This is a genomic window from Desulfosporosinus sp. Tol-M2 (assembly GCF_059735615.1).
The window spans coordinates 1-5,794 of the sequence record NZ_JCAIJG010000200.1; the positions used below are offsets into that span (position 1 = coordinate 1).

Annotated in this window: 4 protein-coding genes and 1 pseudogene; all 5 read right to left on the minus strand. The window is 41.0% G+C overall.

Annotated elements, in window-relative coordinates; translation table 11 throughout:
- Positions 1-14: 14 nt before the first annotated feature.
- Positions 15-1,184: a putative sulfate/molybdate transporter gene (locus AC6I5A_RS14225; RefSeq protein ID WP_034617535.1), complete on the minus strand. Its 1,170-nt coding sequence runs from the start codon at positions 1,182-1,184 to the stop codon at positions 15-17.
- A 178-nt stretch (positions 1,185-1,362) separates the two neighbouring features.
- The gene (locus AC6I5A_RS14230) at positions 1,363-3,288 is read right to left on the minus strand and encodes a heterodisulfide reductase-related iron-sulfur binding cluster (protein WP_052168126.1); all 1,926 of its coding nucleotides are present in this window, start codon (positions 3,286-3,288) and stop codon (positions 1,363-1,365) included.
- 99 nt (positions 3,289-3,387) lie between these two features.
- Positions 3,388-4,218 (minus strand): Ig-like domain-containing domain, encoded by an 831-nt coding sequence (locus AC6I5A_RS14235; RefSeq protein ID WP_034617537.1) that lies wholly within the window; start codon positions 4,216-4,218, stop codon positions 3,388-3,390.
- Between the two features lie 99 nt (positions 4,219-4,317).
- Entirely contained in the window at positions 4,318-5,427 is a 1,110-nt protein-coding gene (locus AC6I5A_RS14240) for an ABC transporter substrate-binding protein (RefSeq protein WP_034617538.1), read from the minus strand.
- Positions 5,428-5,502: 75 nt separating this feature from the next.
- Positions 5,503-5,794, minus strand: a pseudogene (locus AC6I5A_RS14245) (hypothetical protein); the annotation flags it as partial.

Sequence of the window (5,794 nt, forward strand, 5' to 3'; positions counted from 1 at the left end):
AAAATTTAACATTATCAAACTTTAAAAATTTTCCTTTTTAACATTTCTTGCATAACTAATCCTGCAATAAAGCCTATACCCATGTTCCAGAGAGAAAAACCAGCAGTGACTAATAAAATATAGAAATCACTTTTCTCATGCCCAACATCACGAGCAGATACAGCCAATTCCAATCCGGCAAAAAATAACATAACCCCTAATACACTTGAGGGAAAAATGTTAGCCAGTATTAATACGGAACTGCTAAAACATAATCCAACAGTTAGAAGGATGCCACCTAATATAATTAGTGAGCCGCCGGTACGAGCACCAAAACGAACATGTCCAGCCATACCTCCGGCACCATGACATATGGGAATCCCGCCAAAAATCGGGGAAATTAGGTTCATTATCCCTTGAGAAATCGCCATTTTTTTTTCGGTTACCGGATGTTCAGGAAATAGTCTGTTATTTTCGGCCGTGATAGCTATAACTGCATTACCGAGGGTCAACGGAATTTGAGGAATACCTAGAACGAGCGTACCTTTTAAAAACTCCGACCACGTCAGATGACCCAGAGAAAACTGCGGGAGTCGGAAAGAAGGATGTATCGCAGCCAGTTCTTTGAAGAGACCAGGGTTTTGGACTAAAGCAGCTGTTATACCAAAAACGATTAAGACAAACATCGCCGGAATATGTTTATTCGTCAAAAGCAGAAATGTAATCACTAGTGCAATTAAAGCTACAACTAAATCTGTTTTCATCAGTTTGGTTCCCTCTATGATAAAAAGAATGCCAAGTCCCAAAATAATTCCCCTTTTAACGGGTTTAGTTACTATTTTAGATACATAGTTGAGGGTACCGGTTAGTCCTAAAATCAACCAAAAAAAGCCTGTGAAAATCCCTGCTCCCCATACCATGCCAGGGGTAATCGCTGTTGCTTGAGCTATAGCCGCACCTCCGATAGCCTTCATGGGCTGGATAGGAACCGGTGTTTTATAATATAACCCGGAGCTAATCAGGAGTATCCCGAACATAAATAGAATACCTAAGGGATCTAACTTCATAATCAAAATATAACCGGTTATAAACGGGATAAGTGTCCCAAGGTCGCCAAAAGCGCCTGCCCACTCCAATCGGTTATAGCGGTTACCTAATGGTTTTTGAGCTGATTGTTTTGTTTCCGTTGTTGGTGTTTTAGGCATTGTATTAAACCTCCTCCAGATTGGGAAACAATTAATGATACTCTTTGGAAAAAGGAATTGAGAAGCGATTGTCAGGCATCATATCGCCAGCCAAGGTCTTCAAGTTGTCTAAAGACATTGTACCATCCTTTTTTACCTGCGAGTTTTTCCAATGATCTGCCACCAAAACAAGAACTGCTTACAAGCTTGCTTCCAGAATTTCGGCTATATCCATGATGATCAGTTCTCGATCAGGATCTATTCGTTGTATTTCTTCCTTTAAAATAATCTGACAATATGGACAAGAAGTACAGAGCACTTTCGCCCCTGTGGCAAGGACTTCATAGGTCCGATTAATACTTATTGCATTTCCTGTCTCTGCATTCATCCAGAACCGACCCCCTCCGGCACCGCAGCAAAATGAACTTTCCTTTGTTCTGGACATCTCGGTTAAACTGACACCAGGTATGGCCTGGAGGACTTCTCTTGGTTGATTATAAAATCCATTATACCGTCCCAGATAACAGGAATCGTGAAAAGTAACTAATTCAGGTTGATTATTTAGGGGCTTAAGCTTTCCCCTGGACAGAAGATTCTCTAAAAATGCTACATGAGGTATAACTTCATATTCACCGCCAAATTGACTATATTCGTTTTGTAAGGTATTAAGACAGTGAGGACAGATAGTAATGATCTTCTTTACACCTAAATTACCAAACAATGTAATGTTCTTTTTAGCCATAGTTTGAAAAAGAAGTTCATTTCCCATTCTCCGTACCGTTTCACCACAACACCCTTCATCCTCACCAAGTATGGCAAAATTGACGCCCGCACTTTTAAGGATTCTAGCGAAGGCAACCGCCGCTTTCAGCGCCGATTCATTATAGTAAGCAGTACATCCCACAAAATACAGGTACTCAGCCTTAGGGTTTTCAGTCAATGTCGGTAACCCCAGTTCATTAATCCGTGCATATCCGATGCCCTGGTTACGACTTAGACCCCAGGGAGTTCCGTAATTCTCGATTCCCTTGAAAACCTGCTTAATTTCTAAAGGAATGTTCGCATTGCTTGACACAATATAACGTCGCATATCGATAAATTTAGATGTATGCTCACAGGACATCGGGCACGCTTCAACACACCCGCCACAAGTTGTACAACCCCAGATAGCTTCCTTTTCAAAAATTTCCCCAATCGTTTTCTTGGTATTGTTCTCCAGATGTTTGCGTACTCTACCGTTTACCTTTTTTGGTTTCGTCTCCTCGCCGCTCTGTTGAGCAGGACAACGGTTATTACAACGTCCGCATTTAACACAACTATAGACATCAAGCAACTGTTTCCAAGTGAAATCCTCCAGTTTATTGGCTCCGTAAGTTTGTCCTTTTTCCTCACCCAATTGGATAGGTAACAGAGCCCCTTTGGGATCCAGGGAATGCCAATAAGTGTTAAAAGCTGCAAAGACTAAGTGAAGGTGTTTCGAGTTCGGGATAATCACTAAGAAAGAATACATAGCCAAAAAATGCATCCACCAGACAATTTCCGCCGCTCTGTATCCGATAATAAAGTTCAGGTCCTTCAACAGCTTTGAGGTGGCCAAGACCAGCCAGGAAGCCCCTGATATACCACTGCTTGTCCCTTGAGAAAAATAAATCGTGTTAAATAATAGTTCGGAAATTACGATCACTAAGACCAAGAGGAGAATGACATAAGCCATGATGTTATTGGCCAGCCACTTCGGTTTCTTAATTGAGCGACGTAAAAGACAACCGAAAACCCCGACAATAACTAAAGCCATGGCTGTATCTCTAATAAATAAATAGACTTCATTATATTCGATGAATGGAATCCGCACGTGAAAAAGACCTGCCAGAGCCATATCCAAACTACTTATAAGCAGAACCAGGAATCCCCACGTAAAAAAGAGATGAAAAACTCCAAAAATAGGGAAATCTCTGATCTTCTTCTGCCATAATACTTGAGTGCAAAAATATTTCCAGCGCTCGTGCGGGCGATCACTTCGGTTTAGCGGTCTGCCTGATTTAATAACTCGATAACGACTATTAACTGCCCATACAAAATAGCCCGCTGAAAAAAGGGTTAGGAGAAAAAAGATTATTATTTTCATTATTTGTTTCTCCTCGTATTAATTAAACTATTGATAAGTTCTTTTTAATATATTTCCAAAATCCCAGCATCTTCCATAGCTTAATCTAGTTTAAAGGTTTTACTTCCTTTTTTTCATTGCAACTGTTATTAATATAGCGACCATAGCAATTACCGCGAAACCAATAATCCACTGTAACGCTGCTCCATTCTTCACTTCATCTGCCCGTAAAGGTCCAGCTACTTCTATTGCCTCAGTCTTTTCATTATTGGGATCTTCTCCATTAATTGTTGTCTCCCCATTTATTGTTTGAGGCTCTTCTCCATTCAGCGCTGTCTCTCCTGTTGCTATTTTAGGCTCTCCCTTCTGCTCCGTATTTCCGGTTGTTTTATTAGGTTCTTCCACATTTAGTGCTGTCTCCACGGTTGTTGTTTTAGGCTCCTCCACCTTGATTTCTTCCGGTTTTTTTGTTACCTCACCGGCGCATGTAAATTTGACCGTGGCGTCTTGCTCTAAACTGGATCCATTTTTTGCTTTGAGGTCTTTGCTGATATTCAATGTGTAAGTATTTCCTTCAGACAATTTTGCTTTTGGCCGAATAGTAATAATCCGCTTCACTGTGGGATCAATCTGATCATCTCCCATTTCCACTTGAATAGCAATATTATTCTCTGCGTTGTCTTTTAACGCAAAACATTTCATATTGTTTTCTTTCACAGTAAGGTTAACAACATTTTTATTGAAAGTCAGTGTAATTGCTGTATCCAGCGGCACATTAGTGCTCCCATTTGCCGGTGTAGACGAATCCAGAGCAAAAGCGATACTTTTTCCGCCGCCGGTTCCGTCTCCCGTGCCATCTCCATTCGCCGCAAATACCTGGGAAGCTGCAAAAAGACAACACAACATGATAATCAGTACATTTATTGACTTCCATTGCCATCTACGCTTCATCTCGATATCTCCTTTTCAAATAATTTCCCCCTACATGCAGTAAACTTGTTGCTTCTGGAAATACTTCTTTTCGTTTTCATTGTGCTTGTGGGAATACTTTTAGTTATTCAACGACTCGGTACTGGCCGTACTGGCTGAGCGAATTCCTTCCCCTGCTAAAATCTTATCTATAACTTCAGAGGTAGGTGTGTAATCAAAAAATGTTCCATAAAAAAAGCTCATTTCAACTTTCAGATCTAAATCTTTAAATTCCTCGGGGTAAATTAGTTTTGCCAGCCAAAACAGGGCTAAAGGTGTTTCCAGCCCACCTTCATGTCCCCAGCGTGAAACGCCAATGGGCATTTGATAAACCTTTCCTTCCCGAACTGCCCTCAGCCCTGCCCACTTTTTATCGGTTAACATATAGTTGCTAACGCCGCTTTCATTACAGATAATTAAGTCTGGATCCCAAACAAAAATCTGTTCCAAGGTGGTATAATAATTTTTCCCGTCCGACGTCAGATCCTTTCCCAAAGCAACATTTTCCGCTCTCGTATAAGATATCCAATCTGATCCCAAAGTGCCTTTTGAATCTGTACGAACTGCTTGATTAACTGCATGGTATATTCTCGGATTCTTCTCTTGTGGTATTTCTTTGGTTATGGCATCTATTCTTTCAATCGCAGAACGGTAATACGCCTTGACCTTTTCCGCCTCCGCTTCCTCTCCCAAAGCTTCCCCGATAACACGAAACGCAGCAATTTGACTTTCCATACTGTTATAATCAACAACAAGGTAGGGAATATCCAGTTTTTCAATTTTCTCCTTCTCAGGGATATTTAAAATCACGTCACCCTTAAGTAAAAGAAGATCCACCTGCAGACTTAAAAGGGCTTCCGCGTTAACAGTACCACTCTCCTTGACGATGGCTGCGTCCTTCAGCGCAGGGCACATTTCTTGAAGCAAGAGATCTCTTTTGACCCCTCCCACCGTTGCTTTCATCTTTTCTCCGTGACCAAACATGATCACTGCCTGCCCCGCAAAAGGATCTAAGGCTGCAATCCTTTCGATTTCCTTGGGGACTGCCACAGTTCGCCCAATACAATCTGTTACCTCCCGGTACTCCTGTTGTCCCGGCAAAGAGTTTCTGCAACCTGTCAAGGACAGCAAAGACATTAGGATCACTGCAATCAAGACTGTTGATAATACTTTACATTGTTGCTTATACATTTTCCACCTCTTATAATCATCTGATGCATTCCATATTGGACATGTTTCCAAAATGAGTAATTTCACCTTAACACCCTATATTGTTTTTAATAATGTCATCGTATTAATCTCATGATTGTCTCCATCCAATTCTTTTCCGATTTTTACTTTTACTCTATAAACCTTCTGTAAATTTTCCTCAGTAAGCACCTCATACGGACCACCATAAGCAATCATTTTTCCTTGATTAAGCATGGCCACCTTCACAGGAAGGCCTTTTTCTGCAAAGTAATAAGCATGGTTGGGGGAATGGGTTACCATGAGCACTGTAATCTTTGATTGACTGCAAAGATTAACGATCGACTCTAAAAAAAGAAGTTCGTTCCGA